Raw genomic sequence first — 26,870 nt, 5'->3', positions numbered from 1 at the left:
GGAGCCCCCGTTCCGTTGCATCGGTTCTTCAGCCGATCTTTTCCACCAGAGCCCAAACGCCGGTGGACGGGTTACGGCCGTGCTCGGCGCCGGGCTCGCGGTTCTGCTTTCTCGCCCGTATGACCGCGGACTCGACCCCGCTCTCGTAGTCGGTGAAGCGCAAAGCGGCCTTACTGAATCCCGGAACATGCTTGACCAGGCGTTTTGCCACGTCGCCGTAACAGATCAAGGGGGCCGAGCAGGCCTCGAAATGCAGTAGCAGCCAGAACTCGAAACACGGGTTCGAGATCGCCAGGTTGACGTCGAGCCGGTAGGCGGTCGCCACCGCCTTGCCGAGGTCGAACTCGTCGACATCGACCACGCACCACACCTCGTCGTGGGTGCCCTCGGCACGGTCACGCATGCCCGCCGCGTACTTGACCACTGTCTCCGGGGCGCCGCGTTTCGCCTTGATCTTGATCGTGACGGCCGGGTTCCGGCGCGCCCGCTTGAGTCCCTCGAAGTACGCGGGCTCCGTGGCCTCGGCTCCGCAGACGACGAGGATCGAGGTCCGTTGCTCCCGGAACGCCGGGCGCCGCCGGCCGCTGTTCTCGCGACGGGTCATCTGTTCAGCAGAGTGCCGGAGAAGTCGCCCAGCACCGGAACGGCACCATAGCTACCGGCGAGGTAACGCCGCTCGGTGTTCTGGTCCTTGCGCGGCTTGAAGTCTGTGAGCGGGTACAGCTCGCTCGCGCCGTCGGCGTCCTTGTCGACGAACCAGATCTGATCGCGATCCAGCGCCTGGTCACCGAGCATGGTGCCCAGGAGGCTGGTGTCGTGCGTGGTGAAGATCAGCTGTGCTCCCCGCCGGTTGATCTCCTGGTCGCGGAACAGTCCGACCAGCTTGGCCATGAGCAGGGGATGAAGACTGGTGTCGATCTCGTCCACGACGAAGGTCAACCCGTTGTCCAGCACCGTCAGCACGGTGGGCAGAAGTCCCAGCCAATTGTTCGTCCCGGCCGACTCGTCGAACAAAGTGAACGGCTCGACGTCCTGGCCGTGCTGGAGACGTACCGAACGATGATCACTGTCCTCCTCCTGCTTGACGACCATGCCGGTGATCCCGGTGTCGGCCGCACGCAACAGGGAGACCAACCGCTTCCGGTTCTCCGGATCCACGTCGATGAAGTCGGTGACGCGGCTCTGGACCTCGAGCGGTTCCCATGGCCGGTGCCTGAGCCAGACCCGGAGCTCTTGTTTGAACCAGCGATAGACCGGGACCAGAGGACCCAGCTGCAGCCGGTCGCAAACACTGAGCAACAGCGCGTTCGGCTGGATCAGTTCCTCCAGCACGGCGAATTTGCTCTTGAGGTCCGCCGCCGTACTCCCGAGGCGCACGCTCGCGCCCTGCCGTTCGAAAACGACGCGCCGACGCTTCTCCGGATAGGTGTAGAGCCACTCCTCCGCCACCCGGTCGGTCGCCCTCTCACCGTCGATCCGGAACCCATACGTGTAACGGACGTCGTCGAGCATCAACTCGACAACGTACGTCGACGGACGCAGGGCAGCATCACGATCCAGCCGGAAATGGCTCTTGTGCAGCACGCTCCAGTAACCCTCCACCAGGGAACTCATGGTGTAGAGCCCGTCGAGAAGGTTCGACTTCCCGGAGGCGTTCGCACCGTAGATCGCGGCCACCGGGACCGCCGGTCGATCGTCTCCCGGCATGGCGGGCATCAGGAGCAGTTCCTGCTCGTCCCGGAACGAGCGGTGGTTGCCCAAACGGAAGCTGCGCAGCACCCTGACCACCTCCCTGGCAAAGTTTCAGACTGTTCTGTACCAGTAAACCGCACAGAACGGCCTGAAGCATCACCCAGGCTCGGTCAGTCGTCTTCGGGCAGGTCTCCGCCGTTCGCGTCTCCGCCGCCGCGGATCATGAACAGCACCGACTCCAGCTCGTCCGGTTTGATCAGCACGTCCCGCGCTTTCGAGCCCTCGGACGGTCCGACGACGCCGCGGCTTTCCAGCAGGTCCATCAGGCGGCCCGCCTTGGCGAAGCCGACGCGCAGCTTCCGCTGGAGCATCGAGGTCGAACCGAACTGCGAGGTGACGATCAGCTCGGCGGCCTGCAGCAGGACGTCGAGGTCATCGCCGATGTCGGCGTCGATCTCCTTCTTCTCGCCGGCCTTCGCCGCGGTGACGCCGTCCTGGTAGTCCGGCTGCGCCTGGTCCTTGGCGAAGTTCACCACCGCGGAGATCTCTTCGTCGCCGACGAAGGCGCCCTGGATGCGGACCGGTTTCCCGGCACCCATCGGCAGGTAGAGGGCGTCACCCATACCGATGAGCTTCTCCGCGCCCGGCTGGTCGAGGATGACCCGCGAGTCGGTGAGCGAAGACGTCGCGAATGCCAGCCGCGAGGGCACGTTGGTCTTGATCAGGCCGGTCACGACGTCGACCGACGGGCGCTGGGTCGCCAGCACCAGGTGGATACCGGCGGCACGCGCCTTCTGGGTGATCCGCACGATCGCGTCTTCGACGTCGCGCGGGGCGGTCATCATCAGGTCGGCGAGCTCGTCGACGATCGCCATGATGTACGGGTACGGCTGGTACACGCGCTCGCTGCCGGGCGGCGCGGTGATCTCGCCCGAGCGCACCTTCTTGTTGTAGTCGTCGATGTGCCGGACCTTGTTGACCTGCATGTCCTGATACCGCTGCTCCATCTCCTCCACCAGCCAGGCCAGCGCCGCGGCGGCCTTCTTCGGCTGGGTGATGATGGGCGTGATCAGGTGCGGGATGCCCTCGTACGGGGTCAGCTCGACCATCTTCGGGTCGATCAGGATCATCCGGCACTCGTCCGGCGTCGCCCGCGCGAGCAGCGACACCAGCATCGAGTTCACGAAGCTCGACTTACCGGAACCGGTGGACCCCGCCACCAGCAGGTGCGGCATCTTCGTCAGGTTCGCGGTGACGAAATGGCCCTCGATGTCCTTGCCGAGGCCGATCACCATCGGGTGGTTGTCCTTGACCGTCGACGGCGCGCGCAGGACGTCGCCGAGGCGCACCATCTCGCGGTCGGAGTTGGGTACCTCGATCCCGACCGCGGACTTGCCGGGGATCGGCGCGAGCAGGCGGACGTTGTCGGTGGCCACCGCGTAGGCGATGTTCTTGGTCAGCGCGGTGATCTTCTCGACCTTCACACCGGGGCCGAGTTCGACCTCGTACCGGGTGACCGTCGGGCCCCGGGTGAACCCGGTGACCTGCGCGTCGACGTTGAACTGCTCCAGCACGCCGGAGATCGCCTCGATCATGGCGTCGTTGGCCTTGCTGCGGGACTTCGGCGCTTCCCCGAGCTTCAGCAGGTCCGGCGACGGGAGCTTGTAGTCGCCTTCGACGGTCCTGGTGACCGCCATCGGCGGCTCGGCCTTCTTCGCCTTCTTCTCCGGCACCTCGGCGCCGGGCTTGGCGGCCGCGGGCTTCGGCGGGCGCAGCGGCGTCGGCGCTTCGGCCAGCGCGGCCTCGATGTCGAGCTGCTCCCCCGCGTTGTCGACGGAGCTCTGGCGGCGCCGCGACGGCTTCCGCAGGCGCACCGACTTCGGGTCGGCCTCGGTGACGGCGTCGCGTTCGTCGTGGATGGCCTGGCGTTCGGCCTCGGCCTCCTCGATCTCTTCGGGGTCGAGGCCCCAGTTGCGCAGCCGGTGCGGGATCTCGCGGACCGGGGTCCCGGTGAACACGAGCGTGCCGAACAGCAGCGCCAGCACCAGCAACGGCACCGCGACCCAGGTCGTCACCCCCATGGTCAGCAGACCGCCGGAGAACGAGCCGATCACACCGCCGGCGTACATCCGGCCGTCGTTGGTCTCGGGCAGCGCGGTGAAGATGTGCAGCAGGCCGAGCACGGACAAGATGACCAGGAGGGTGCCGATGACCATCCGCGGCCGGGCTTCGGGCACCGGTTCGGAGCGCATCAGCGCGACGGCCACCACGGTGAGCACCAGGGGCAGCGTCACCGCCCCGGCGCCGAGCACCGATCGGGTGGCGACCTCCACCCAGCCGCCGATCGGGCCCGCGGCCCGCCACCAGACGCCGAACGCGATCACCAGCGCGAGCGCGATCAGGCCCAGCGCGAGACCGTCACGGCGGTGCTCGGGTTCGAGTTCGCGGCTACGGCCGACCGTCCTCGTCAGGGTGCCGAGCCCCTTGGCGAGCAGGTTCCAGGTACCGCGCACGCCCTTGGAGAACGCGCCGGACGACTTCTTCCTGGCCGCCGGACGCCGTGGAGCGGGCTTCCTCGCGGCCGTTGACCTGGGCTTCGCCGGGGTACGAGGCTTTCGCGCCGGCCCCTTGCTGCCGCCGCTTCGCGCCGTACTCCGTTTCCTCGTCGTCGACCCGCTAGCCATACCTCCAAGGTAGCCGCATCGGCCCTCCTGCCTCGGGTGCCACTCGGAGCACACGCGGAACATTCGTCTCAGGTCACAGCTTGAGCGGCCATCCGGGTGAAACAGCGTTCATGACATGCTCTGCCCCATGTTCGCGCTGCATCAGGATGAGAATTCGGCTCACCGCGCCCCGGCAATCTGGCGCACGATGCTGAACATCGACCGGGGGCTGGTCAACTTCGTCGGGAAACTCACCGTGACCGGTGGTGTCCCGGCGGAACTGCGCAAGCGTCCCCTGCTCATGACGGCCAACCACATCGGCGTGTTCGACGCGTTCGTGCTGATGGCGGCCTGTAAACGGATCGGCATCAACCCGCGGTTCATGCTGGCGGGTGGCATCCTCGACGCCCCGGTCATCGGCCCGGCGCTGCGGGCCAGCAACCACCTGCGGGTCGACCGGAAGGTGGCGTCCACGGCCATCGGGCAGTTCGCCGAGGCCGCCGAGGCACTCCGGACCACCCATGACCCGCTCATCGTCTATCCCGAAGGCCGGATCAGCCACGACCCCGGCCTGTGGCCCGAACGGGGCAAGACCGGCGCCGCGCGGCTCGCGCTGGCCGCCGGGGTGCCGGTGATCCCGATCAGCCAATGGGGTGCGCACGAAGCCGTCTATTGGGGGACGGAGACCGTCAATGGCCCCGCCGACCTGGTGCCGCTCGCCAAATCCGGACTGAGCGCGCCGTGGCGCCGTCCCCGTTTCCAGGTGCACTTCGGCGACCCGGTGGACCTGTCGGAGGTCGAGCCGGAGCGGCCGGGCGCCGGGGTCCGCGCGCACGCGAAGATCATGCAGGCGATCACGGACGGGATGGTGCCGCTGCGCCGCGGCGAGCTGGACAAGCCACGGTTCCACGACCCGACGCGGCCGACCGACACCGTCAGTCCCTGGAAGAAGCACTGAGTTCCGGATTCTGAGACGGGTCCTCACGCTCGCCTAAGGTCGGCGGATGTGAGCACCCGCATCCTCGTCGTCTACTACAGCGCGACGGGCAACACCGCGAAACTGGCGTCGGCGCTGGCCGACGGTGCCCGCGAGACCGAAGCGGAGGTCCGCCTCCGCACGGTTCCCGAGACCGCGCCGCCCGGTGCCGTCGCGAGCAATCCGCGCTGGCAGGCCTGGGTGGACGCGGGCCCGCACCACGAACCGGCGACCCTGGACGACCTGGACTGGGCGGACGGTTTCGCGGCCGGGAGCCCGACCCGCTTCGGCGGCCCCGCCGCCCAGCTGAAGTCCTATTTGGACAGCACCGGCGGGCTGTGGGCGCAGGGGAAGCTGGTGAACAAGGTGGCGACGTCGTTCACCACCGCGTCGACCGCGCACGGCGGGCTCGAATCGACGATCCTGGCGACGAACAACATCTTCTACCACTGGGGCGCCCTCGTCCTGCCGCTCGGCTACACCGACCCGCACCTGCTCGAATCAGGCAATCCGTACGGCGGTTCGTTCGTCTCGCGCAAGTCAGCCGAACCCGACGAACTGGCCCTGGATGCCCTCCGTCTCCAGGGCCGGCGGCTCGCCACCGTGTCCCGCTATGTCGCCGACGGGCTCTTCAAGGACGGCTGACGGAACCGCGCGCCCGCGTCCTGCGTCGTAGAGTGGTCACATCGTCACGCTACGGGGAGGAAGCGGGATGACCGGCGGCTACGAGGTGGTCCTGGAGGCGGTCGAAGGCGCGTCAGCCGCGGCGAGACGGGCCTCCGACGACATCGGACAGGTGAATCTCGCGAGCGCGCTCGCCGGCGTCGCGACGGGACTGCCGGGTGGCGAGTCCGGCGAAGCGGCGAGGCTGCTCGCGGACGTCTGGGGACGCGCGGTGCCCGGCTGGGCGACGAACACCTCCGAGTACGCCGCGCAACTCGACGAGGCGGCCGTCCGCTACCGGTCGAACGAGCAGGAGGCGACGCGGGATCTGCGCGCCACCGTGCCGGCCGGCGGGCGGAGGCCGGTCTGATGCTCACCTGGGGTGACGTGCGCCGGTGGGATCCGGCCGCGATCGGCAAGGTCGCCGACGCGCTCAACGACGGCTGCACCCGGATCATCGCCGCGAACGACGACGTCGAAGGCATGGCGCGTTTCCCGGGCTGGACCGGTGAAGCCGCGACAGCCGCCTTGACGCGGGGCGAGTCACTGACGTCCACAGTGGAACAACTCGTCGCCGAGGCGTCCGCCGTCCGGCGTGGTGCTCATGAGGTGCAGATCGCGCTGGACCGGATCACCGCGTTCGTGCGGGAGACCGAAGAACTCGCGCACCGCAACGGTCTGGAGATCGGATCCGGGGGCGACATCGCGCGGCTCCCATCGAACGGACCGGCACAACCCGACCGGCCGCGGCTCATCGCGGAACTCGCCGACCGGATCGAACAGATCCTCCGCCGCGCCACCGACGTCGACGCGGACTTCGCCGCCATCATGCGACGCGTCCTTCGCGGTGAGATCACCGAACAGGGCGTCGGCACGCTCGCCCAGGCAGCGGATGCCGGGGCCGCACAAAGCGGCCTCTCGATCATCGGCCCGCCGGAGAACGGCACCCCGAGCGACAACAAGGCGTGGTGGGCCAGCCTCTCCGATACCGCGAAAGTCGCCCTGCTGCAAGGAAATCCCGGACTCGTCGGCAACCTCGACGGTATCCCCGCCGCCGATCGCGACGCCGCCAACCGGGTCGTGCTCGCCCGCGAAATCGCGCGACTCCAAGGTGACCCCAAGCTCGGGGGCCTGGAAGCCATCCGCGACCGGCTCGAGCACGCGGAACCCGGTAAGCCACAAGCGTTCCTGCTCGGCCTGGACACCAGCGGGGACGGGAAGGCCATCGTTTCGGCGGGGAATCCGGACAAGGCGGAGAACGTGGCGACGTATGTGCCGGGGACCGGGTCGGAACTGGGGAAGATCGGCGGCGATCTGAACCGGTCGGACAAAATGTGGGCCGTGGCGACGACCGCGGGTTCCCCCTCGACGGCGGTGATCACGTGGCTCGGCTACGACGCGCCGAACGGACTGACCGACGCGGCGAGCGAAAAGTACGCCGACGGCGGCAAAGCAGCACTGGCCGGCTTCCAGGACGGGCTGCGGGCGACACATGACGGGCCGCCATCGCACAACACGGTAATGGGGCACAGCTACGGCACCACCGTCGTCGGGCACGCGGCTCGCGACGGCGGGATCGACGCCGACGAACTCGTGTTCGTCGCGAGCCCGGGAGTCGGCGCGCGGGACGTGAGCGAACTGCACCTCGACGGAGTGGATCCGGGTGAGATCGGGGAACACGTGCACTCGACGGTCGCCGAACACGACATGATCAATATGGCGAATTTCGAGATCAACGGGTACGACCTGGTACTCGGCCAGGACCCGACCGATGCGGACTTCGGCGGGCAGGTGTTCACTTCGGCGCCGGGCACGGACGGGCTCGGCGGATACAGCCAAGCCGCACACAGCGAATACTGGGAAGACAACAATCCTTCTCTGCGGAATCTCGGACTGATCATCGCGGGAAGGCCGGCCTCGTGAAAAGCCTGGCTCTGACCGCTCTTCTCGTGCTCTTGTCGGCCTGCTCCCCCGGAGGTGGAGACACCATGAAACCGACCATCACCGAACAGCAGGCCCGGGAGAAGGTCGAGCAGTACATCCAAGGCGCGGTCTCGGCGCTGCCCGGCTCGGCACAACGGAAACTGTTCACCCAGAACCGATCCGAATGCACCGACCCCACCGACGACGGACCCCAAGGCCGCTTTGAGATCTCCGCGACCTATGAGGTGACCGGTCTTGAACCGGCGAAGTTCGCGGAACACTTCGACACCGTCGTTCAGTGGTGGTCGGCTCACGAATTCAAGGTCCTGACCGATTCCCGCCCGAAGGATCAGTATGTCTTCGCCCGCAACAACGCGGACGCGTTCGACATGTCCGTTCAGGCGAACGATCTCGGCAAGTTCTACGTCGGCGCGACCTCACCCTGCGTCTGGCCGAACGGCACTCCGGAACCGCAAGCCCTCGAAGCCGAGCCCGAACCCGACCGCCCGGTGGCCGCTCCCCCGGAACCGGCACCGGCCCCCAAGCCTCGCCGAGCCCCCGTCGACGACGAGGACTTCGCCCAGACCGACTGGACCGACGGCGGCACCTCCTACTGAGCCCAGGCCCGGTGGTCGTGAGCGGCGATTCGACTTCTGGTGGACCTTGATTTGTGTACCCACTGTGGCGGGGTATGGCCCTTGCCGGGCAGGGTGCCGCGCTGGTGAGTGGGGAGGATTTGGGCCGCTGGACGGCCCAAATCCTCCCCACTCACCACATGCCGTACAGGCAAACGACCGTGAAGGTCGAGTTTCTTCGGCTGAGCCGAGGGAAGGGGTCCTTCACGCGCCGTCGTCGTGGTCTGGTGCTGTTCCGAGAAGGTGTGAGGGGAACTTTGAGGGACTCAGAGTCCGTCAAGGAGGCCTTCACGGCTTGCAGTCCCACACTCCGGCGCCGAACCGTCCAAACGCCGGGAAAAGGGGTCGCCCCGCCCGCCTTCGGCCTCTACCCTCCGGCCGTGACCGCCGAACTCGCCGCCCCCGCATCGCATGTCGCGCATCGCGGCCGGGGCATCTTGCTCATCCTGCTCGCCGCCGTCTTCTTCGGGACGTCGGGCGTGCTGGGCAAACCGGCGATGCAGGCGGGGCTGTCGCCGGAGCAGGTCGCGGCGATCCGGATCGGCCTGTCGGCGATCGTGCTGCTCGTGCTGGTCGCGGTGTTCCGCCCCGGACTGCTGCGGGTGCGAAAGCACGAGTGGCCGCTGCTGCTGGCCTACGGCTCGCTCGGCGTCGCCGGGGTCCAGCTCATGTACTTCCTCGCGGCCGGCCGGATCCCGGTGGGCATCGCGATTCTGCTCGAGTTCACCTCGCCGGTGCTGATCGCGCTGTGGGTGCGGTTCGTGCGGCGGGTGCGGCTGCCGCGGGCGATGTGGGCGGGGATCGCCCTGGCGATGACCGGGCTCGTGCTGGTCGCGCAGGTTTGGAAAGGGCTGACCCTGGACGTCGTCGGGTTGCTCGCGGGGCTGGGCGCGGCGGTCTGCTCGGCGGGCTATTTCCTGCTCGGGGAGCGCGGCGTCGCGAGCCGGGATCCGCTCGGCATGGTCACCTGGGGTATGACCATCGGAGCGGTCCTGGTCTGCGCGGTCGCTCCACCGTGGACTGTCCCGTGGGGACTTCTCGACGCTCCGACGGTGTTCGGGCCGTGGCGGCCGCCGGTGTGGGCGTTGCTGATCGCGCTCGTGCTGATCGCGACCGTCCTCGCCTACGCGACCGGGATGGCGGCGTTACGGCATCTTCCGGCGTCGGTGGCGAGTGTCGTGGGGCTGGTGGAACCGCTGATCGCGGCGGCCGCGGCCTGGCTGCTGCTGGGCGAGGCGCTCAGCTGGGTGCAGGCGGCCGGAGCGGTGGTCCTGCTCAGCGGCGCGTACATCGTCCAGCTGAACTCCAACGTGGTCCAGACGGACTCAACCCTGCTGGAAGCCCCGTAGGTCGCTGATCTCCTGCTGCTGCGAACGCGACGTCGTGGCGGCGAGGTCGCGGGCGTCCGGGTTGCGGCCGTGCTGCGTCTCGGTGTCGGCGATGCGGACACCGGCCTCGCGCTGCCGCAGCAGCCGCGTGGCGAACTGCCGGTCGAAGTCCTTTCCGGACAGTCCGGCCAGCGCCGCCATGTCTCCCGGGCTGAGGTAGCCGTCGCGCTGGATGTGTTCCATGTTGGGATCGTCCGGCGCGGCCTGGCCCCAGGACTCGATGAGGGCGGAAAGCCGGGCGATCTCCGGTTCGTGCGTGTCGATGACGCGCTTCGCGAGCGCCTTCAGTTCGCCGTTCTCCGCGCGGGTTTCCGCCATGGACGCCAGATCCACGCCCTGCTGGTGGTGCGCGAGCGCTTGCCGCGCGAAGGCGACATCGGCGTCGTTGAAGGGAACAGCGGCCTGGTGCGCCATCGGTGACGACCCCGGCGGAGCCGTCTGCGACTGGGGCGCCTCGTCCGAGCATCCGGCCAGCACGGCGACCAGGGCGACGGCAGGCAGGAACCGGAGGACGGCGTGCGGCATCGAAGAGCTCCTCGGAACGCGCGGTGGAGGTTCCTAGGTTCGCAGAGTCCACATCGGCCCGTTCACCGGGGGTTGCGCAAACACTTTTCCTCCGGCGCTCGCGGTGCGACAATCCCGCGATCCGCCGCCACTCCGACAGGAGGTCACCGCGAATGGACTCCGAGACCACTCCGGACCGGAAGACCGAGCGGGCAGGTCTGCGCCCGGAGCTGCGACAACGCCACGTCCGGATGATCGCGCTGGGCGGCATCATCGGGGCGAGCCTGTTCATCGGCAGCGGCGCGGTGATCCACACCGTCGGCCCGGCGGCCGTCCTGTCCTACGCCATCGGCGGTCTGCTCGTCGTGCTCGTGATGCGCATGCTCGGCGAGATGGCGACAGCGGCGCCGTCGCAGGGCTCCTTCATGGAGTACGCGCGCGAATCACTCGGCGGCTGGGCGGGCTTCACCGTCGGCTGGCTGTACTGGTACTTCTGGGTCGGCGTGGTCGCGTTCGAGGCGGTCGCCGGGGCGAAGATCCTCCAGGTCTGGATTCCCGTTGTGCCGCAATGGATCTTCTCGCTCCTGCTGATGATCCTGCTGACCGCCACCAACCTCGCCTCGGCCCGTTCGTTCGGCGAGACCGAGTTCTGGCTGGCGTCGGTCAAGATCGCGACCATCGTGGTGTTCCTGGTCGTCGGCATCCTGTTCGTGCTCGGGTTCTGGCCGGGCGGATCGTTCTCGGTCGGCAACATCACGCAGGACGGCTTCTTCGCCCACGGCCCGTTCTCGGTGGTCCACGGCGTGGTGATCGTGATCTTCTCCTATTTCGGCGCGGAGATCGTCACCATCGCCGCCGCCGAATCCCGCGAACCCGAACTGGCCGTGCGCAAGGCGACGTCGTCGATCGTGTGGCGGGTCATCGTGTTCTACGTCGGTTCGGTGACGCTGCTGGTGATGATCACCGGCTGGCGGGACATCCCGACCACGACGAGCCCGTTCGCCGCGGCGTTCGGCCGGTTCGGCATCCCCGCCGCCGAAACCGTGGTCAGCGTCGTCGTGCTGACGGCCGTGCTGTCGGTGCTGAACTCCGGGCTGTACACCGCGTCCCGCATGCTCTTCGCGTTGCACGGCAACGGCTGGGCACCGAAGTGGATCGCGGACACGAACCGGCGCGGCGTGCCGTGGAAGGCGATCCTGGTGTCCACTTCGGTCGGTTACGTCGCCGTGGTGATGAACTTCGTGTCGCCGGACAAGATCTTCTACTTCATCATCAACTCCGCCGGTGCGGTCGCGCTGTTCGTCTACGCGATCATCGCCGGTTCCCAGCTGCGGATGCGACGACGGCTGGAAGCCGAGGCGCCGGAACGGCTGACGCTGCGCATGTGGGGCTACCCCTGGCTGAGCTGGCTCACCCTCGCCGGGACGCTGGGCGTGGTCGCGTCGATGCTGTTCGTCGACGCCGACACCCGGGCCCAGCTGTACCTGAGCCTGGTCAGCCTGGCGGTGATCCTCGCCGTCTACTTCATCCAGCGCCGGCGATCCGGCCGAGAGCCCCGTAAAACACCTCGTTGATCTTCGCGGGGTCCCTGCTCAGGAAGGCCTGGCCACCGGTCGGCGCGACGAGTTGCTCGAGTTCGGCCTGGTCGGCGGCCGGGCCGATCCCGATGCCGATCACCGGGAGCGGACGGTTTCGGTCGCGGAGCTTTCCCAGCTCCGCCACCAGGTTCTCGCGGCTGATACCGCCGGGGTCGGTATTGCGGCCGTCGGTCATCACGATGACCAGGTTGAGCTTGCCCTGGTCCCATTCCTTGTGCGCCAGGCGATAGACGTCGAGGACGCTGTCGTAGAGCCCGGTCTGCCCGTCCGGGACGGCCCGCACGGCGCGCAGCTTGTCCAGTGCGGTCAGCTGCTGCCCGACCGGCGCCATCGGCAGGATCTCCCGGTAGTCGCGCTCACCGTCCACTTTGGTCGCGAAGGCCAGGAACCGGACCTGTGAAGCGGGTTTGAACAGATGCAGGGCGTTCTCCGCCGCTTCCAGAGTGATCTCCAGACGTGACTTCCCGGTATCCGGCACGGGAGCGCTCATCGACCCGGAGATGTCGATGAGCACCTGCACCCGGGCGTTCGCGTTCACTCCGGCCCACTGGCTGAGCGACTTGTCGACTTCGGCGGCGGCCGGGAGCTCGGCGCTTCGCTGCCCTTGCGCCACAACACGTTGATCGGTATCGGTCAGCCGCAACGCCTGCCCGCCCGGAGCGCGGAGCCCGGCCTGCGCGATCGCCGCGGCGCTGGAGCCGTTCAGCAGGGCCCGCTTGAGCTCCGCGACGACACTCCCCTGCTGCTGCGTCGCGCCGGCGATCTCGACGAACGGGTAATCGAGCGACACGGCGGCGGGGCTGTACACGGCCACCAAAGCGGTTCCGCCCGTCGTCGCGGAAAGCTCGGAATTGTGCCGCAGCACCGCGTTCTCCGGCGCGGGGAACACCGTCGGCGCGGCGGCTCCGGCATTCGTACCGGGTACCTGGGCGAGCAGGTCGGCCATCGTTCCGGCGGTGTTGACGGAGAACTTCCGGAGCAGAGCCACATACGCGCCGGCGGGATCCGGTTCGCCCTTCACCACGTCGCGCAGGGCCAGCAGCGCGGACACCCCGACCGGGTCACGCGCGGGATCCGGCATTCCGGCGATGATCTCGTCCTCCGCCAGCACGTCCGGCCAGGTCAGCGGTTTGCGCGGCCACCCGAGCCCTTTCGCGACCGGTTCCGCGACCGCGAGCACCACCGGCGAACTGGCCACGGCCGGTCCGGATTCGGGGACCGCGGCCGCGCCGAGCTGATGGGTGCGCCGCAGGAACAGCGTCGAGGACGGGATCCAGGCCTGTGGCCGGGGCGAGCTGCCGGCCAGCTCTTCCGCCATCTGGAGAGATTCCCGCGGCTGGACGTCGACGGTGGCGCAGGAGAGTTCGAGGTCACGAGCGGCCTGGGTGACGGCCGGGGCGATGTCGGGCGACGCGGCGACGACCACCCGCGTCGGCTCGCACTCCGGCCCGGACCGCGCCAGGGCCACGGTCACCCAGGTGGCGGCGCCGAGCACGGCCGCCAGGGCGAGGGCGAGTAAAGGGAACAGCACCCGTCTTCGGGTCTGGGCGGTGGTGTGGCGTCCCATCGACTCTCCCGGCATGGGGCTGAGTGGCGCCCCAGGCTACGCCGCGACCGCCCCTAGGGGAAGGCTACGACCTGCGGCGTAGTCGGACCACACTCCGGCGGGAGGTGCACACGAGCGGCGCGCGGAACACTTACCCCAGAGGAAAACAGTCGAGACCCAGGGGAATCCACGATGCCCACTCGCGCAGAGCAGCGCAAAGCCCGCTATGCCCTTTTCGGCCAGGCGATCACGGTCGCCTTCGCACTCCTGATGGCCGCGGCCACCCGCTAACGTTCGTCGGACAGGAGCCGTCCCTGCGCGGCCGGCGAATTCGCCCACACACGCCAGTGCGACGGCCATGAGTGCGCGGCGTGCGGATGCTCCACCCGCGCGCCGGTGAAGGTCACATCGTCCTGGAACCTGGCTTCGGCGAACGAAGCCGTCCCGCCGAACATCGCCCCGGCGAACGAGGCATAAAGGCCGAAGGTCGCTTCGTCGAAGCGAACGTCTTCGGTGAAGTACGCGCGGTCGAAGGTGACGAAACGGGGGAACCGGGCCCGGCGGAAGTCGCCGCGGACGATGAGGCTGTCCCGGAAGTCGGCGCCTACGAGGACGGCGTCCGCGAAATCGGGGTCGATCAGCACGGCGTCCTGGAGCTCCAGCTCGTCGGCCTCCCAGAAATCGGCCGGGCGCGCTTCTCCCTCGGGCCACCGGAGGTGCCGGGTGAGGAGCTGCTGGGCGGCGAGCCGGATTTCCAGCTCCCCCTCGTCCTGGGCCGGGAACTCGAACGGCTTCCGCAGGTAGGAACACGCCAGCTCGAGGATGTCCGCCCCGGCATCCGGGTTTTCCCGGCCATACCGTTCCAGGTCCGCGAAGCAGGCCAGGCGCTCCGAGGCGTCGTCACTGTCCAACTTCTCGACGGCCTGTTCCCACCGGTCGTGGCGGAGGCCTTCGGCCAGCAACGCGGGGCGCTCCCGCCGATCGCGGCGGACCCCTTCGATGAACGTCCGCCCCAGGTAGACCGCGCCCACTCCCAAGGCCACACCCGCCAGCGCCGCGACGACGTGCACCCCCACCATCACCATGCGCCGATTATGCGCGCGAAGGCCCCCTCCGCTCGACTGAGTAAAGGGGGCCTTCGGCGTGAAACGGCTAAACGGGGATGACCGTCGGGATGATCATCGGTCGGCGCCGGTAGGTGTCGGCGACCCAGCGGCCGACGACACGGCGCACGGCCTGCGCGATGCGGTGCGAGTCGGTGATGCCCTCGGCCTCGGTCCTGGCGAGTTCCATCTCCACCATCGGGACCACGGCGTCGAGCGCCTTCGGGTCGTCGGAGAACCCTCGCCCGGACACCGTCGGGCGGGTCACCGCACGGCCGGTGCTGGTGTCCACCGCCACCGTGATCGCGATGAAGCCGCCCTCGCCAAGGACGAGCCTGTCGGACAGCGTCGACTCGCCGACGTCGCCGACCGAGAGGCCGTCGACGTACACGTGCCCGACCTCGACCCGGCCGGTGCGCGAAGCCTTGCCGTCGACCAGGTCGACCACGACACCGTCTTCGGCGATGACCACGTTCTCCGGCGCGACACCGGTGCGCACGGCCAGTTCGGCGTTGGCGCGCAGGTGCTTCCACTCGCCGTGCACCGGCATGACGTTGCTGGGGCGCACCGCGTTGTACAGGTACAGCAGCTCGCCCGCCGACGCGTGACCGGACACGTGCACCTTGGCGTTGCCCTGGTGCACGACGTTCGCGCCGAGCCGGGTGAGGCCGTTGACGACGCCGAAGACCGCGGTCTCGTTGCCCGGGATCATCGAGCTGGCCAGCACGACGGTGTCACCGGCGCGGATCGAGATCTGCCGGTGCTCGCCGCGTGCCATCCGCGAAAGCGCCGAAAGCGGCTCGCCCTGCGAACCGGTCGACACGAACAGCACCTTGCTCTCGGGCAGGTCGCTCGCCTGGTCGAGGTTGACCAGGAGGCCGGGCGGCACGTTCAGCAGGCCGAGGTCGGCTGCGATACCCATGTTCCGGACCATCGACCGGCCGACGAACGCGACCCGGCGGCCGTGCCGCGCCCCGGCGTCGAGCACCTGCTGCACGCGGTGCACGTGGCTCGCGAAACAGGCCACGATGACGCGCTGGTCGACCCTGCGGACGACGTCGTCGAGCACCGGGCCGATATCGCGCTCCGGCATGACGAACCCGGGCACCTCGGCGTTGGTCGAGTCGACGCAGAACAGGTCCACGCCCTCGTCGCCGAGCCGGGAGAATCCGGCGAGGTCGGTCAGCCGTCCGTCGAGCGGGAGCTGGTCGAGCTTGATGTCACCGGTGTGCAGCACGACACCGGCCGGGGTGCGGATGGCGACCGCGAGCGCGTCCGGGATCGAGTGGTTGACCGCGAAGAACTCCAGGTCGAACGCGCCGACCTTGCGGCGCTCGCCCTCGCGGACCTCGATCAGGTTCGGCCGCTGGCGGTGCTCCTTGGCCTTGGCCGAGAGCAGCGCGTTCGTGAAGCGGGAGCCGTAGATCTTGATATCCGGGAACAGCCGCAGCAGGAACGGGACGGCACCGATGTGGTCCTCATGCCCGTGGGTGAGGACGAGGCCGTCGATGTCCTCCAAGCGGTCTTCGATCGCGCGGAAGTCGGGCAGGATCAGATCGACGCCGGGCTGGTCGTCTTCGGGGAAGAGCACCCCGCAGTCGACGATCAGCAGACGGCCGCCGAACTCGAAGACGGTCATGTTGCGGCCGACTTCGCCGATGCCGCCGAGCGCGACCACGCGCAACGCGCCTTCGGGCAGAGCGGGCGGCGGGGTGGTCGGACCGGGTCCGGTTGACAGTGAACTCACCGAGGCATGGTCCCAACGCTGGTATGTGAGGTCGGCGCCGTATAGGCCGCCGCTGAATCTGCTTGTGCCACCCGTGCACCATGCCAGTCGGTGGCGGCGCTTTCACCGAGCGGCACGCCACCCTGGGCGAGATCGGCGGAAATCGCCTGGAGCTGCTCGTCGGTGGGGGCCACGATCGGCAGCCGCGGGTCGCCGATGTCCAGTCCGCGAAGGCGCAGCGCGGCCTTCGCGAAGGCGACGCCGCCGACCCGGGACATGGCCCGCAGGACGGGCAGCATGCCGCGGTGGTTGGTGCGCGCGGTGGAGGTGTCTCCGGCTTCGTAGGCGTCCATCATGCCGCGGATCCGGCCCGCGACGACGTGCCCGATCACGCTGACCACGCCCGCGCCGCCGACCGCGACCCACGGCAGGTTGAGGCCGTCGTCACCGGAGTAGTAGGCGAGCGGCGAGTTCGCGATGACCTCGGAGCCGGCGATCAGATCGCCCTTGGCGTCCTTGACCGCGAGGATGCGCGGGTGCTCCGCGAGCCGCAGCAGCGTGTCGACCTCGATCGGGACGATCGAACGCGGCGGGATGTCGTAGAGCATCACCGGGAGTTCGGTGACGTCGGCGACCGTGGTGAAGTGCGCGTAGAGCCCGGCCTGGCTGGGCCGCGAGTAGTACGGCGTGACGACCAGCAGGCCGTGCGCGCCTGCCTCTTCGGCCTGCTTCGCCTGCTCGATGCTGTGGGCGGTGTTGTTCGTACCCGCCCCCGCGACGATGGTCGCGCGGTCTCCGACGGCCTCGACGACCGCGCGGATCAGCTCGACCTTCTCGGCGTCGGTCGTGGTGGGGCTTTCCCCGGTCGTGCCGTTGACGACAAGACCGTCGTTGCCCAGTTCCACGAGGTGTTCGGCCAGCTCCTGCGCCCGCTTCAGATCCAGCGCGCCGTCGGCGTCGAAGGGGGTGGCCATCGCGGTGAGCACGCGCCCGAACGGTCTTCCCGGCGCTGCGGTAGGTGGAGTGGACATGGTGTGAAGGTACCTCCTGCGGACCTCGAACCCCTTGCCGACGTGGTCTTTCCCGATAATGCGAGAGATTTTCCGTGACGAAGGCGAACTCGGCGCAAACTCTCTGTGAGCTATTTGACCTTGGTCGTGATCTGCGAGGTGAGCTGCCCGCCGTCGGTCTTGGCGAGCAGGCACAGATACCCGCGCGAGTAGTCGTTGTCGTCCTCGCTCAGCGGCCGGTTCCACTCGGCCTCGGTCGGGACGACCGCCCGCCAGTACAGCCCCGACCGCTGCTGCGAAGGCACCGCGTCCGAGTTGAAGGTGGCCGAGCAGACCGCCTCGGCGATGCGGTTGACCACTTCGGCGCCGGGATACGCGACGGGCGTGGCGTCCTTGTCGCTCGCCGACTCGACGCCGAGGAGGTCACCCTTCGCGTACACCTCGACCAGGTGGTTCTTGTTGCAGGTCCCGCTGGTCTCGCTGTTCATCGTGACGTTCGCCGCGAGCGGGACGTTGTAGCAGTCACCGGACAGGCTGATCTTGAGCTGGCCGTTGATGCCGTAGGTCAGCGTCGGCTGGGCCTGCGCGTTCCCCTCGGGCGTGGCCATCCAGCGGCCCAGGAAGATGCCGCCGACCAGGGCGCCGACCACGGCGACCGCGGCCAGGCTGAGCCACAGAGGACGGAGGTTGCGCTTCGCCGGAGCGGGTGCCGAGGCGAGCCGGGTCATCGGCTGGCCGGGGTGCAGCATCGCCGTGCCGCCCGAGGGCGGGGTCGGCTGGGCCTGCACGCCCTGCGCGGCCGAGAGCAGGCTGCGTACCTGGTCGTAGCCCATCCGCGCCTCGGGTTTGGTGACCAGCAGGCCGAGGATCGCGGCGGCCAGCGGGCCCTGGACCCTGGTCAGGTACGGCGCTTCGGTCATGATCGCGTGCAGCGTCGCCGCGGTGGTCGACCGTTCGAACGCGACGATGCCCTCCGAGGCGAAGAACAGCGTCGTGCCCAGCGACCAGAGGTCGGATTCGGGCATCGCGTCGCGGCCCTCGACCCGTTCCGGCGCCATGAAGGCGGGCGAGCCGACGATCATGCCCGTGGTGGTCAGGCGCGGGTCGTCGGTGGTGTGCGCGATACCGAAGTCGGTGAGCTTCACCCGGCCGTCCGGCGCGACCATGATGTTCGCGGGTTTGACGTCGCGGTGCACGATGCCGGCGACGTGCGCGGCCCGCAGCGCGGACAGCACCCGCTCCCCCACCTGCGCGACCTGCTGCGCCGGCATCGGCCCGCGCTCCCGCACCAGATCGGCCAGCGTCGGGGCCTCGACCAGCTCCATCACGATGAAGGTGGCGCCGCCCTCGTTGACGACGTCGTACACGGTGACGACGGCCGGGTCGTTGAGCCGCCCGGCGGCCCGGACCTCGCGCAGCATCCGCTCGGAAAGCACCGAAGCGTCTTCCTGGCCATCCGGGAACTTCAGTTCCTTGATCGCCACCTGGCGGCCGATCACCTGGTCCTGCGCACGCCAGACGATGCCCATCCCGCCGCGGCCGAGTTCGCCCAGCAGGGCATAACGGCCGGCGACGATCCGCGCGCCGGTGGCCTGATACGTCTGCTGGGGCGGCGGCCCGTACGCCCGGGTCTGTTCGTCGGTCAAGGTTTCCGTGCTCCTTCGGTTCGCGCAGGATGCTAACTCGGACCCGTTCGCGCCCCGAAAGGTTCCTTCTCCGAGCTGATGGATCAGAGCCTGTTGGCGGAGCTGAGATGCACTCCGAAAAGGGACATAACGCGTGAACCCGCCCCGGCCGAAGGCCCGCTATCGCGGTGGCAGGGCGCCCTGCCCGCCGTCGCGACGTGAATGACCAGGTCGCGCCCTTCCGACGCGATCGCGGACGCGGGTTCACCAACAGGCACTCAGACCGTGACCTCGTGCCCGGACTCCCGGAGCGCCTTGACGGCGCGTTCCAGCTCAGGAGCCCGGACCAGCACGTGGTCGGTGTCGAAAGTGGACAGCGAGAACAACGCCACCCCGGCGGCGGCCAGTTCGCTCGACAGCGCCGCGATGATGCCGGTCAGCGTGAACGCCAGCGGCCCGCGGACGGTGAGCAGCCGCCAGCCGTCCTCGACCGTGGCCCCGGCCGGCGCGAGGCCGGCCGGGCAGATCACCGAAAGCTCCTCCGGCGTCCGGGTGATCGAGATCAGCACGGGCTCGCCGGGGTCGAGCAGGTTCGCCGGAATCGGCGCGTCCGGGGCGAGGCGGGCGACCGCGTACTCGCCGGGCCGGACGTCGATCGCGAGGCGGCGCATCAGCCCTCGAGAACCTTCGGGCTGGACGCGACTTCGGTGCCGTCGGGCAGCGTGGAGATGGTGAAGTCGGCGAACACGTTGCCCGCGGCCTTCTGCAGCTCGCGCAGGCAGTCGATGGCGAGGGCGCGGATTTCGACGTCGGCGTGCTCGGTGGCGCGCATGGCGACGAAGTGCCGCCAGGCGCGGTAGTTCCCGGTGACCACGATGCGGGTCTCGGTGGCGTTCGGCAGCACGGCGCGGGCGGCCTGGCGGGCCTGCTTGCGGCGCAGGGTCGCGCTCGGGACGTCCGCGAACTTCTCCTCCAGCCCGGCGAGGAGTTCGGTGTAGGCGTCGACGGCGGCCTGCGAGGCGGCGAGGAACTTCGCGTGCAGCTCCGGGTCCTGCGCGATGACGTCGGGCTCGACGAAGGCGGCGTCGCGCTCCGGGACGTAGCGCTGCGAGAGCTGCGAGTACGAGAAGTGCCGGTGACGGATCAGCTCGTGCGTCAGCGACCGGGAGATCCCGGTGATGTAGAAGCTGACGGAGCCGTGCTCCAGCACCGACAAGTGGCCCACGTCGATGATGTGCTCGAGGTAGCCGGCGTTGGTGGCCGTCTTCGGGTTCGGCTTCTTCCAGGACTGGTAACAGGCCCGTCCGGCGAATTCGGCCAGTGCCGCACCACCGTCGGCATCGGTCGACCACGGCACCTCGGACGGCGGGAAGAACTCCGTCTTCGCGATCAGCTGAACCTTGGGTGAGACGGTTTCGGCCACGTTTCGCACTCCTTCTAGACCCCTGCCACGACTCCAGGCAGCGTAGCCGCCGGGTACGACGACATCACGGTGACATCGAGGTGATGTCACCATCTCCTTGACTGACATCACAAGTGACGTCATAGTGGTGTCATGGACCTGACGCCGTACATCACAAGCCTTCGCGAGGACCTCGCGAACACGGCTTCGGCCGGCGACGAGCAGACGCGGCGCGCCGCCGCGCTGCTGTCGTCGGCGCTGGAGCCGGCCGTCCGACTGACCATCATGAACGCCCTCGCCGACCTGGCCGCCGAAGTGACTTCGGCGCTGCCGGGGCACGTCGTCGACGTCCGGCTCGACGGCCGCGACGTGCGCGTCGTCGTCACCGGCTCCGGGGAGCACGCCGAACAGTCCGCGCCGCGCCAAGAGGCGCCGCGGGAGGCCCCGCGCGCCCCCAAGATCGACACCGGGGACATCACGCGGATCACGCTGCGCCTGTTCGAGCAGGTCAAAGGCCAAGCCGAAGCCGCGGCCGCCTCTCAGGGCGTTTCGCTGAACACGTTCGTCTCGCAGGCCGTCCAGGGGGCGCTGGGCAAGAGCGGCAGCGAGCACTGGCAGTACAAGCAGAAGCCGGACGGCGGTGCCGGTTCGCGCCTGCACGGCTGGGTCCAGGGCTGAGGGGACGGAAATGACCGAGGAAACCACTCCCACGAGTGAAGAGACCGTACGGATCGAGGACTTCGACGCCGAAGGCCCGATCGAGATCGACGTGAGCGTGACCATCGGCCGCGTCACCATCGAACTGACCGACGGAACCGGTGTCCACGCCGAACTCCGCCGCGACGGTGGCGAGCAGGAGCCGTGGGTGAACGGGATGACCAGCCTGCTCAGCTGGGTCGGGGAACGCTTCGGCGACCAGCTGGGCACCGACCCGGGCATGTCGGCGGGCGACGCCTTGCAGCAGGCGCGGATCGAGAAGGTCGGCAACCGGTTGGTCGTCCAGTCGCCGAAGGCCTGGCAGCTGAAGAACATCCCGCTCGGCCTGACCGTCCGGGCGCCCGCGGGTTCGCACCTGGAGGTGCGGGCCGGGGCGGCCAGCGTCACGGTGACCGGACCCGCCGGGCGGGCCGACATCCTGACCGGTTCCGGTGACATCGGCCTGGAACGGGCCGACGGTTCGGCGATCATCCGCACCGGCACCGGCGACATCAAACTCGGCCCGACGCTGTCCGGCCTGCAGCTGCGGACCGGCAGCGGCAGCGTCGAGGCGTCCTCGGTGGGCGGTTCGGCCACGGTCGCGACCGGCACCGGCGACGTCTGGCTCGGCGCGGTGGAGGGCGACGTCCTCGCCCGCACCGGCAGCGGCGACCTCTCGGTGGCCGACGCCGCCTCCGGGTCGCTGGAGCTGACGACCGGATCGGGCGAGGTCCGGGTCGGGATCCGCGGCGGTGTGCGGGCCGAGGTCGACCTGACCTCGACGACCGGCGCCGTGTCCAGCGAGCTGGACGTCTCGGAGAGCGCCCCTTCCGAGGGTGACGTGGTGCTGAAGGTCCGCGCGCGGACCGGGACCGGCAACGCGGTGGTGACCAGCGCGGCCCAGTGAGGCTGCGGACTGCAGGGGGATCGAGGGACCTTTGCTCTCACTTTTCCACGGGGGTGGGAGCGAAGGTCCCTCGCTCACGTCTTGGGCCGGATCGCGCTGGGGCGGGCCGGTGGATGTGTGGAAATGGGGACACTCAACGTCCCTATTTCCACACAGGTCCTTACCAGAGCCGGTGACCGGGGCGGCGGGTGCTGGACCACCACGCGACGATGAAGGAATTGGGACATTGAGTGTCCCAATTCCTTCATCGTCAGCCCCCGCGACCACGCGGAACGCCGTCCCAGCCGCAGGTATGCAGATCGCGGTCCGCTCTAGCCCGAATCGCCACTCACGACCCACCGCACCGACCTACAACCGGGACGGCGCAGCGGATCGGACGCGGAGGTCACCGCACCAGCTGTGCCAGCACGGGCGCGAGATCGCCCCGCTCCCCCACCACGACCCCGTCCAGCCCCTGCCACTGAGCCATCAGCCGCAGTTCCCCGGCCAGCTCACTGGCGACCCGCGCGACGTCCACGCCAGGCTCGCTGAAGGCGCCCTGGACGCGAAGCACCCCGGCGGCCCGGTCGGCCTTGAGGTCGACGCGGCCGACGAGTTCGCCGTCGAGCAGGAACGGGAACACGTAGTAGCCGTAGATCCGCTTCGGCTCGGGGACGTAGATCTCGATGCGGTAGTGGAAGCCGAAGATGCGCTCGGTGCGGGCGCGTTCCCAGATCAGCGGGTCGAACGGCGAGAGCAGCGCCCGGCCGGTGACCGACCTCGGTGCCTTCGCCGCGACGTGCCGGTAGGCCGGGGCCGGCCAGCCGTCCACGATCACCGGTTCGAGCACTCCCGCCTCGACCAGTTCCGCCACCGCCCGCTTGCTGACGTCGGGGCCGAGCCGGTAGTAGTCCCGCAGATCCGGTTCGGTGCCGATGCCGAGGGCGACGGCCGCCCGGGTGATCAGCTCGCGGGCGCCCTCCTCCGGGCTCACCTGGCGCGACAGGATCTCCGGCGGCACCACGCGTTCGGTCAAGTCGTAGAGCCGCTCGAACGACCGGCGGGTCCCGGTGGTCAGCTGCCCCATGCCGAAGAGCCACTCGCAGGCCTTCTTGACCTCCGAGCGCTCCCACCACGAGCCGGGTTTGTAGCGTGCCGAGTCACCCGCCAGCGCGCGCTCGATGCCGCCCGCGCCGATCGGTCCCTGTTCCTTGACCACGGCGAGGATGTCGTCCACCAGTCCGGGCGTCTGCTCCAGCACCCGCGCGTAGTTCGTCCACCAGCCCATGCGCTTCGCCCCGGACCGCAGCAGCGGCCAGTCCTCCACCGGCAGCAGGCTCGCCTCGTGCGCCCAGGACTCGACCAGCATCCGGGGTCTGCGCACGGAATGGGACCAGGCCGCGTCGTCCACCAGCGTGGGCTCGTACGCGCCGAGACGGGAGAACAGCGGCATGTAGTGCGCGCGGACGGCGACGTTCACCGAATCCAGCTGCAGCAACTGGATTCGCGACAGCACGCGCTGCAGATGCCGCCTGGTCACCGCGCCCCCGGGACGAGGATCGCCGAATCCCTGCGCGGCCAGGGCGATCCGGTGCGCGACCGGCCCGCTGATGGTCGGAGTGTTCATCATCGGCATGGTGCCATCCACCACCGACAGTTTCCGGCGGCGGCAGTAGATTGCGGCCATGAGCACCGCCCAAGTCCGCCCCGCCGTCGTTTCCGACGCCGCCGAGATCGCCCGGATCCAGCGCGATACCTGGCGAAGCGCCTACACGGAACTGCTCGGCGAAGCGGCCGTCGCAGAACTCGATGAGGTCGAGATCGAAAAGACCTGGGCCGAGACGATCGAATACCCGGGCACGCGGGTCTTCCTGGCCACGGAAGGCGAGTTCACCGTCGGCTTCTGCGTCGTCGGGCGCGCTCCGGAGAGCGAAGTCGCCGCCGCGGACGGGTCCCTGCCCGACGACGCCTCGACGACGGCGCTCATCGCGTCCCTGCTGGTCGAGCCGCGCTGGGGACGCCGTGGGCACGCCGGACGGCTGCTCGCGACGGCCGCCGGCTGGTTGCGCGAAGACGGGGCGACGCGCGGGGTCAGCTGGGTCGCGCAGACCGATCACGCGTCACTGGGCTTCTTCCGCCGGGCGGGCTGGTCTCCCGACGGGACCGTCCGCATCCTCGACACCGGCAGCACGAACGTGCGCGAAGTCCGCCTCACCGGCACCCTCGAACTCGAGCTCGCCCCCTGACTTCGCGAACACGACCCATCGCATCACCGAGTACATGAAGACGCCTTCGCACGCCCCGGCGATGAGCCGGGACAGGCGGTAGTCGACGCCCAGCGCGGCGAGCCCCGCGCCGACGCCGAGCAGGAACGCCACATAGTTGACGACGATCGCGACGACGTACAGCACCGCCTGCCTGCCGACGGGCGCGTGCGAGCGGAAGTTCATGCTGCGGTTCAGCACGAAGCTCAGCCCGAACGCGGTCGCGTAGGCGAGGGTGATCGCCAGCCACACCGGAAAGCCGAGCCAACCGCGCAGCAGCACCAGCAAGAGCAGGTCGACCCCGAAGGTGAACCCGTTGATGAGCGCGAAACCGAGGAAACTCGGCGCCACCAGCCGGGAAAGCCCGAAGGGGAGGCGCCGGACCACGGCCGCGCAGAAGTCGGCGAAGCGATCCGCGAAATCCTTGCCGCGGACCGCGTCGTGCACGTCGGCCACGAACCCCAGCATGGCAGCGGCAGGTGGCCGCGAACCGACGCGCAGGTGATCTTCTGGTGCGTCCCCCCGGCCCGAGACGGGGGCCAGCCCCAGTGTGGGCAACTTTTCAGCTGCTAACTTGGAGAGAGCGAAGATAACGGGGAGGCAACGATGGTGGGCTGGATGCTCGTCTCGTTCGCCGTCGCGTTCGGATCCGCGATCCTCCCCGTGGTCAGCATCGAAATGTTCCTTCTCGGCCTGTGCGCGAGCCAGCCCACGATGCCGTGGCTGCTGCTCGGCGCCGTCGTCGCCGCGGGGCAGGTCGGCGGGAAAACGCTCTACTACCTGGCCGCGCGCGGCACGATCAAGCTGCCGAAACCGCTGCATGATCGCCTGCACCGGGTCCGGCCGCCCACCGCTCGCCGGGAAAGATGGCGGGCGCGCACCAAGAAGATGCGCGCCCGGGTCGACGCCCTTCGCGAACGATGCCACCGGCATCCGCACTGGATGGCGGGCACCTACGGGGTGAGTTCGGTCATCGGCCTGCCGCCGTACATGGCCACGAGCGTGCTCGCCGGCCTGGTGAACATGCCGCTGGCGAGCTTCCTGGCGACCGGGTTCCTCGGCCGCTGGCTGCGCTTCAGCCTGCTGGCCGCCTCACCGGCGCTGTTCACCGGCTGGTTCCACTTCTGAGCTCTCCGATGTTGGCCATATGGGGCAATTGGGCCCTGCGACGCAGACCTCGCCCTGGAGCGGCTCCCGTGCACCGCGTTCGCCCAGGCTTTGAGCATCACGCGGGCGATGAATGAGCAATCGGGGGTTCACCGGCACGGCCAGCTTCACCTGCGCCATCGCGTTCGACATGCCGCTCAACGCCCGCGACCCATTGATCGAACTGCTTCCCCAGCCATTCCTTGGCCTCGGCCGACACGTAGCCACATGTGTCTTTGACTAGTGGGTCGACGGCATGCTTCCGCACTTCCTCGTGCTTTTCCGGCGCCGGGCAGATGAATACCGCGAGCATGCGAAGGTTCCGCAACAATTCATCGCTGGCGAGCAGGCCGAGGAGCGGCGAATGCGCGAACGCGGCGGTCTTGAACGCGTTCCACGCCTTGTCCACGATCATGCCCACGACCTCTTCGGTGAGCTGTGTCCGCTTCTCCTGTTTGCTGGACCCGCGAATCGTCTCGACTATGAGCCTCTTGGCCTTGTCAGGGACCGTGTCAAGCACCTTGCCGAACTTTTCCAGGACCAGCACGAAACCGATGAACAGGTCACACCAGCCGTGATCAGCCAACTGCAAGCGGATCTTCCTGATTTCTTCGGGACTCCCGGGAAGACCCTCGACAATTTCTTGCCAGATATCTTCTGTCATTGCCTTCGCGAAGGCGTTCACCTGATCCACGGCATCTGGTCGGTCTGGGACGTCCACGGAAGCAGCCGACGCGATGGGAGTTTCGAGACCCGATGCGCCCGTCGCACCGAGCGGTTCGGAGCTGTCACTTGCCTCCACGTTGAGCCGCCGATCTTCAGGGCTGTTCCCTGGCGCACTCTCGGTTCCCTGGCGCTGCGACGGCAACGGCGAGTGCACCGACCCAGCAGCATTACGCGCCAGCCAGTCGGCGGAGTCAAGTCGCATGAGATCCATGCTCGCTTCCCGAGCATGCCGGTTACGCATCTTCTTATGCTTGGGGGAACACCACTTGACCAGCTTGTCGATGATCGTGGCACGCTTGGCTACCCGCGTTTGCTCTGGTTCCCGAGCGAGCGCGACCCAACCTCCCCAGCCGTGTCGAGAGCCGCCGCAGTTGCCACATTTACAGACGTGGCCCTTTGCCTTCGAACAGTTTTGCGGATGCTTACTGGTTGACACCATTGACTGGCCCCTCGTTCGACAACCCACCCGGCTCGATCTTCCGAGCCGACAGGAGCGCGACATACCGCCGCGCTGGTAGTCGACGAACTACCGTCCGCAACTGATTTAAACGCAGGCATCCCGTACGCCACTTCAATCGCAAGGGATGCCCATTACCGCCCGCAATCGGGTGAACCGCCCGGCCGGACCGCCTTAGACAACGGTCTGGTCGGGCGGCTTCAGTCTGCAGGTTGAGGGCTTGGCCAAGTCAGGGCGTGTA

General features: G+C 68.7%; 24 protein-coding genes and 1 pseudogene. 11 read left to right on the top strand and 14 right to left on the bottom strand.

The annotated features are described in order from the left end of the window. Positions 1-28: 28 nt before the first annotated feature. The 3 genes from ACLJRL_RS02950 to ACLJRL_RS02940 form a co-directional block, all read right to left on the bottom strand. Positions 29-604: an RloB family protein gene (locus ACLJRL_RS02950; protein WP_410654409.1), complete on the bottom strand. Its 576-nt coding sequence runs from the start codon at positions 602-604 to the stop codon at positions 29-31. Continuing rightward, the gene (locus ACLJRL_RS02945; protein WP_410654408.1) at positions 601-1,779 is read right to left on the bottom strand and encodes an AAA family ATPase; all 1,179 of its coding nucleotides are present in this window, start codon (positions 1,777-1,779) and stop codon (positions 601-603) included. Before ACLJRL_RS02945 ends, ACLJRL_RS02950 begins: the two co-directional genes overlap by 4 nt. An 83-nt stretch (positions 1,780-1,862) precedes the next feature. Further along, positions 1,863-4,376, bottom strand: coding sequence for a DNA translocase FtsK 4TM domain-containing protein (locus tag ACLJRL_RS02940; RefSeq protein ID WP_410654407.1), 2,514 nt, complete (start codon positions 4,374-4,376; stop codon positions 1,863-1,865). Between the two features lie 127 nt (positions 4,377-4,503). Here ACLJRL_RS02940 and ACLJRL_RS02935 point away from each other — a divergent pair, with 127 nt between their 5' ends. From ACLJRL_RS02935 to ACLJRL_RS02910, 6 genes are all read left to right on the top strand, one after another. Further along, positions 4,504-5,313 (top strand): lysophospholipid acyltransferase family protein, encoded by an 810-nt coding sequence (locus ACLJRL_RS02935; RefSeq protein WP_410654406.1) that lies wholly within the window; start codon positions 4,504-4,506, stop codon positions 5,311-5,313. Between the two features lie 48 nt (positions 5,314-5,361). Continuing rightward, the gene (wrbA, locus tag ACLJRL_RS02930; RefSeq protein ID WP_410654405.1) at positions 5,362-5,976 is read left to right on the top strand and encodes an NAD(P)H:quinone oxidoreductase; all 615 of its coding nucleotides are present in this window, start codon (positions 5,362-5,364) and stop codon (positions 5,974-5,976) included. A 67-nt stretch (positions 5,977-6,043) separates the two neighbouring features. Further along, positions 6,044-6,364 carry a hypothetical protein gene (locus ACLJRL_RS02925; RefSeq protein ID WP_410654404.1) on the top strand — a complete coding sequence of 107 codons (321 nt, stop codon included), beginning with the start codon at positions 6,044-6,046 and terminating at the stop codon, positions 6,362-6,364. Further along, entirely contained in the window at positions 6,364-7,917 is a 1,554-nt protein-coding gene (locus tag ACLJRL_RS02920) for an alpha/beta hydrolase (RefSeq protein WP_410654403.1), read from the top strand. The genes ACLJRL_RS02925 and ACLJRL_RS02920 overlap by 1 nt, the downstream gene beginning before the upstream one ends. 65 nt (positions 7,918-7,982) lie before the next feature. Further along, the gene (locus ACLJRL_RS02915; protein WP_410654402.1) at positions 7,983-8,534 is read left to right on the top strand and encodes a hypothetical protein; all 552 of its coding nucleotides are present in this window, start codon (positions 7,983-7,985) and stop codon (positions 8,532-8,534) included. 398 nt (positions 8,535-8,932) lie between these two features. Then, positions 8,933-9,901 (top strand): EamA family transporter, encoded by a 969-nt coding sequence (locus ACLJRL_RS02910; protein WP_410654401.1) that lies wholly within the window; start codon positions 8,933-8,935, stop codon positions 9,899-9,901. Here ACLJRL_RS02910 and ACLJRL_RS02905 read toward each other — a convergent pair. Then, positions 9,878-10,465 carry a DUF305 domain-containing protein gene (locus ACLJRL_RS02905; RefSeq protein ID WP_410654400.1) on the bottom strand — a complete coding sequence of 196 codons (588 nt, stop codon included), beginning with the start codon at positions 10,463-10,465 and terminating at the stop codon, positions 9,878-9,880. The two genes, ACLJRL_RS02910 and ACLJRL_RS02905, sit on opposite strands and share 24 nt — an antisense overlap. A 152-nt stretch (positions 10,466-10,617) precedes the next feature. Between ACLJRL_RS02905 and ACLJRL_RS02900 the strand changes: the two genes are divergently transcribed. Beyond that, the gene (locus tag ACLJRL_RS02900; protein ID WP_410654399.1) at positions 10,618-12,018 is read left to right on the top strand and encodes an amino acid permease; all 1,401 of its coding nucleotides are present in this window, start codon (positions 10,618-10,620) and stop codon (positions 12,016-12,018) included. Here the strand turns inward: ACLJRL_RS02900 and ACLJRL_RS02895 are convergent. The 7 genes from ACLJRL_RS02895 to thyX form a co-directional block, all read right to left on the bottom strand. Next, entirely contained in the window at positions 11,969-13,609 is a 1,641-nt protein-coding gene (locus ACLJRL_RS02895) for a VWA domain-containing protein (RefSeq protein ID WP_410654398.1), read from the bottom strand. The genes ACLJRL_RS02900 and ACLJRL_RS02895 overlap by 50 nt on opposite strands. 266 nt (positions 13,610-13,875) lie before the next feature. Further along, a complete protein-coding gene (locus ACLJRL_RS02890) occupies positions 13,876-14,673 on the bottom strand; it encodes a pentapeptide repeat-containing protein (protein WP_410654397.1) in 798 nt (265 codons plus the stop codon). Positions 14,674-14,740: 67 nt separating this feature from the next. Beyond that, positions 14,741-16,429 (bottom strand): ribonuclease J, encoded by a 1,689-nt coding sequence (locus ACLJRL_RS02885; RefSeq protein ID WP_410655140.1) that lies wholly within the window; start codon positions 16,427-16,429, stop codon positions 14,741-14,743. Positions 16,430-16,434: 5 nt separating this feature from the next. Then, positions 16,435-17,448: a 4-hydroxy-tetrahydrodipicolinate synthase gene (gene dapA, locus ACLJRL_RS02880; RefSeq protein ID WP_410654396.1), complete on the bottom strand. Its 1,014-nt coding sequence runs from the start codon at positions 17,446-17,448 to the stop codon at positions 16,435-16,437. Positions 17,449-17,558: 110 nt separating this feature from the next. Beyond that, complete coding sequence (locus ACLJRL_RS02875; protein WP_410654395.1) at positions 17,559-19,073, bottom strand: protein kinase domain-containing protein; 1,515 nt, start codon at positions 19,071-19,073, stop codon at positions 17,559-17,561. Positions 19,074-19,330: 257 nt separating this feature from the next. Then, positions 19,331-19,723: an ACT domain-containing protein gene (locus ACLJRL_RS02870; RefSeq protein WP_410654394.1), complete on the bottom strand. Its 393-nt coding sequence runs from the start codon at positions 19,721-19,723 to the stop codon at positions 19,331-19,333. Continuing rightward, on the bottom strand, positions 19,723-20,475 hold the full coding sequence (gene thyX / locus ACLJRL_RS02865; protein WP_410654393.1) for an FAD-dependent thymidylate synthase: 753 nt from the start codon (positions 20,473-20,475) through the stop codon (positions 19,723-19,725). Before thyX ends, ACLJRL_RS02870 begins: the two co-directional genes overlap by 1 nt. 132 nt (positions 20,476-20,607) lie before the next feature. Here thyX and ACLJRL_RS02860 point away from each other — a divergent pair, with 132 nt between their 5' ends. Then, positions 20,608-21,132, top strand: coding sequence for a toxin-antitoxin system HicB family antitoxin (locus tag ACLJRL_RS02860; RefSeq protein WP_410654392.1), 525 nt, complete (start codon positions 20,608-20,610; stop codon positions 21,130-21,132). A gap of 10 nt (positions 21,133-21,142) precedes the next feature. Beyond that, positions 21,143-22,057 (top strand): DUF4097 family beta strand repeat-containing protein, encoded by a 915-nt coding sequence (locus ACLJRL_RS02855; protein ID WP_410654391.1) that lies wholly within the window; start codon positions 21,143-21,145, stop codon positions 22,055-22,057. A gap of 385 nt (positions 22,058-22,442) precedes the next feature. Here the strand turns inward: ACLJRL_RS02855 and ACLJRL_RS02850 are convergent, their stop codons facing one another. Next, entirely contained in the window at positions 22,443-23,663 is a 1,221-nt protein-coding gene (locus ACLJRL_RS02850; RefSeq protein ID WP_410654390.1) for a winged helix-turn-helix domain-containing protein, read from the bottom strand. A 58-nt stretch (positions 23,664-23,721) separates the two neighbouring features. Between ACLJRL_RS02850 and ACLJRL_RS02845 the strand changes: the two genes are divergently transcribed. Beyond that, on the top strand, positions 23,722-24,282 hold the full coding sequence (locus ACLJRL_RS02845) for a GNAT family N-acetyltransferase (RefSeq protein ID WP_410654389.1): 561 nt from the start codon (positions 23,722-23,724) through the stop codon (positions 24,280-24,282). A gap of 18 nt (positions 24,283-24,300) precedes the next feature. Here the strand turns inward: ACLJRL_RS02845 and ACLJRL_RS02840 are convergent. Beyond that, a pseudogene (locus ACLJRL_RS02840) lies at positions 24,301-24,768 on the bottom strand (GtrA family protein); the annotation flags it as partial. 138 nt (positions 24,769-24,906) lie between these two features. Between ACLJRL_RS02840 and ACLJRL_RS02835 the strand changes: the two are divergent. After that, the gene (locus ACLJRL_RS02835) at positions 24,907-25,428 is read left to right on the top strand and encodes a hypothetical protein (RefSeq protein ID WP_410654388.1); all 522 of its coding nucleotides are present in this window, start codon (positions 24,907-24,909) and stop codon (positions 25,426-25,428) included. Positions 25,429-25,525: 97 nt separating this feature from the next. On the opposite strand, the gene ACLJRL_RS02830 is transcribed toward ACLJRL_RS02835, so the two are convergent. Next, positions 25,526-26,383 carry a hypothetical protein gene (locus ACLJRL_RS02830; RefSeq protein WP_410654387.1) on the bottom strand — a complete coding sequence of 286 codons (858 nt, stop codon included), beginning with the start codon at positions 26,381-26,383 and terminating at the stop codon, positions 25,526-25,528. Between the last annotated feature and the right edge of the window lie 487 nt (positions 26,384-26,870).

The organism is Amycolatopsis sp. lyj-112 (genome assembly GCF_046549055.1).
In the GTDB taxonomy this organism is placed as follows: domain Bacteria; phylum Actinomycetota; class Actinomycetes; order Mycobacteriales; family Pseudonocardiaceae; genus Amycolatopsis.
Note: the sequence above shows the minus strand (reverse complement) of the source record. Positions and strands in the feature narration are given on the sequence as shown.

Bases quoted from the DNA above. Each gene is read 5' to 3' on its own strand.
- ACLJRL_RS02950 (WP_410654409.1), bottom strand. From the start codon at position 604: ATGACCCGTCGCGAGAACAGCGGCCGGCGGCGCCCGGCGTTCCGGGAG.
- ACLJRL_RS02940 (WP_410654407.1), bottom strand. From the start codon at position 4,376: ATGGCTAGCGGGTCGACGACGAGGAAACGGAGTACGGCGCGAAGCGGC.
- ACLJRL_RS02935 (WP_410654406.1), top strand. From the start codon at position 4,504: ATGTTCGCGCTGCATCAGGATGAGAATTCGGCTCACCGCGCCCCGGCA.
- ACLJRL_RS02925 (WP_410654404.1), top strand. From the start codon at position 6,044: ATGACCGGCGGCTACGAGGTGGTCCTGGAGGCGGTCGAAGGCGCGTCA.
- ACLJRL_RS02920 (WP_410654403.1), top strand. From the start codon at position 6,364: ATGCTCACCTGGGGTGACGTGCGCCGGTGGGATCCGGCCGCGATCGGC.
- ACLJRL_RS02915 (WP_410654402.1), top strand. From the start codon at position 7,983: ATGAAACCGACCATCACCGAACAGCAGGCCCGGGAGAAGGTCGAGCAG.
- ACLJRL_RS02905 (WP_410654400.1), bottom strand. From the start codon at position 10,465: ATGCCGCACGCCGTCCTCCGGTTCCTGCCTGCCGTCGCCCTGGTCGCC.
- ACLJRL_RS02900 (WP_410654399.1), top strand. From the start codon at position 10,618: ATGGACTCCGAGACCACTCCGGACCGGAAGACCGAGCGGGCAGGTCTG.
- ACLJRL_RS02895 (WP_410654398.1), bottom strand. From the start codon at position 13,609: ATGGGACGCCACACCACCGCCCAGACCCGAAGACGGGTGCTGTTCCCT.
- ACLJRL_RS02890 (WP_410654397.1), bottom strand. From the start codon at position 14,673: ATGGTGATGGTGGGGGTGCACGTCGTCGCGGCGCTGGCGGGTGTGGCC.
- dapA (WP_410654396.1), bottom strand. From the start codon at position 17,448: ATGTCCACTCCACCTACCGCAGCGCCGGGAAGACCGTTCGGGCGCGTG.
- ACLJRL_RS02870 (WP_410654394.1), bottom strand. From the start codon at position 19,723: ATGCGCCGCCTCGCGATCGACGTCCGGCCCGGCGAGTACGCGGTCGCC.
- ACLJRL_RS02860 (WP_410654392.1), top strand. From the start codon at position 20,608: ATGGACCTGACGCCGTACATCACAAGCCTTCGCGAGGACCTCGCGAAC.
- ACLJRL_RS02855 (WP_410654391.1), top strand. From the start codon at position 21,143: ATGACCGAGGAAACCACTCCCACGAGTGAAGAGACCGTACGGATCGAG.
- ACLJRL_RS02850 (WP_410654390.1), bottom strand. From the start codon at position 23,663: ATGAACACTCCGACCATCAGCGGGCCGGTCGCGCACCGGATCGCCCTG.
- ACLJRL_RS02845 (WP_410654389.1), top strand. From the start codon at position 23,722: ATGAGCACCGCCCAAGTCCGCCCCGCCGTCGTTTCCGACGCCGCCGAG.
- ACLJRL_RS02835 (WP_410654388.1), top strand. From the start codon at position 24,907: ATGGTGGGCTGGATGCTCGTCTCGTTCGCCGTCGCGTTCGGATCCGCG.
- ACLJRL_RS02830 (WP_410654387.1), bottom strand. From the start codon at position 26,383: ATGGATCTCATGCGACTTGACTCCGCCGACTGGCTGGCGCGTAATGCT.